2 pseudogenes are annotated in these 1380 nt (G+C 39.1%); both read left to right on the top strand.

From position 1 onward, the window contains the following. Positions 1–872, top strand: a pseudogene (locus ACFIK6_RS09810) (hypothetical protein); the annotation flags it as partial. Then, positions 869–1380, top strand: a pseudogene (locus tag ACFIK6_RS09805) (hypothetical protein); the annotation flags it as partial. The pseudogenes ACFIK6_RS09810 and ACFIK6_RS09805, both read left to right, overlap by 4 nt.

Genomic DNA, 1380 nt, shown 5'->3' with positions numbered 1-1380 from the left:
ATGCGCTTGCAAGTGGTGTGAAGCATCTTAATGAAGGAGATAAGCAAAGAGGACAGGTTAACCAGACCGTCGAATATTTAAAGTCCAAAGGCTACAGTGATGAAGAAGCTGCTGTCATGGCACGGAATCCTCAAATGCTTAGCGCATTGCTAACAGGTAGTACAGATAGCATAAAACATTACAATGATGGAAGTTCGTTAATTGATGACCCAACATCACCAACGGGGAAGAGAGTGGTTTATCACCCTGGTGGGAAGGCGTATCTGGACAAAGAACGAGAAGCTGCTTTACGTCAACATAAAAATGTGTATGCAAAGGTTTTGCTAGAAGATATTGATTATGTGCAGGAATACCTTGAGAATTTTAAAAATAAGGCGACAGGTAATATAGCTTTAGCTGCTAGCTACGCGTTCTCAACGTCCGAACAATCGGATGTACGACAGATTTTGGAATCAATACAATCTCGTATAGGGCTTGACCGTATAGATCAAATGAAAATGTTATCGCAAAGAGGGACGGTAGGACTTGGAAATGTTAGCGATAAAGATATTGAAATGTTAAAAGAGTCTCTTGGGAAATTAAATTTACGTATGTCTACACGAGAGCTTAAACGGCGTTTGTCAACAATAAAAGATGTTTTATCAAGACTGAACCCTGAAGTACAAGGTATTGTATTAGGTCATATTGAGGCTACAGAAAATAATATGAGAAATGCCGTTATGGCAGGAAATAGCCAAAATTCTACCAATCAGGCGGGGTCACAAGGGAATGTTGCAAATTTTACAACTGTAAGCAGCACAGAACAAGCTAATAAAATGCCTATTGGGGTTGAGTTTATTTACAATGGTCAAGTTTACAAGAGGGCTAAATGATTAACAATAAGAATTCTCTTGTAGTTGATCGTGCATTAGGTGCTACGAACAATCAAGGTAAAAAAATATCAGAACTTGGTCCAAATTTTATCAATTTAGGTTCTGTTTTAGAATATGCCAATCCTTCTTATGAAAATACTCCACTCTCTCCAGAGATTACACAAAGTGAAGCTTTTTGGAATTCTTTAAAGCATGGTTTGAGTTTTAATTTAGATGATGAAATTGCGGGGATTACAGCGGCAGGACGTGTTTCTGATGATGAGTGGGCAATAAAGGCTTTTTGGAATGGGCTTATCAACTATTGGAGTGGAGATAAGCAATCCAGAGAGAAGTATGAGAAAGAAGCCAATAGAATACGCGATTATCAACGTAAGATGAGTGATACGCATTATTGGACGTCTTTGTTAGGAAATGTTGTAGGGGCTTCTTTACCTTCACTTGCGACTTTAGGGGGAGGATTATTAGCCTCAGGAGCACGCTTTGTAGCGCCTACACTTGCAAGGAATGT

The sequence above is a fragment of the Bartonella sp. AS69XJJH genome (genome assembly GCF_042195585.1).
In the GTDB taxonomy this organism is placed as follows: domain Bacteria; phylum Pseudomonadota; class Alphaproteobacteria; order Rhizobiales; family Rhizobiaceae; genus Bartonella.
Note: the sequence above shows the minus strand (reverse complement) of the source record. Positions and strands in the feature narration are given on the sequence as shown.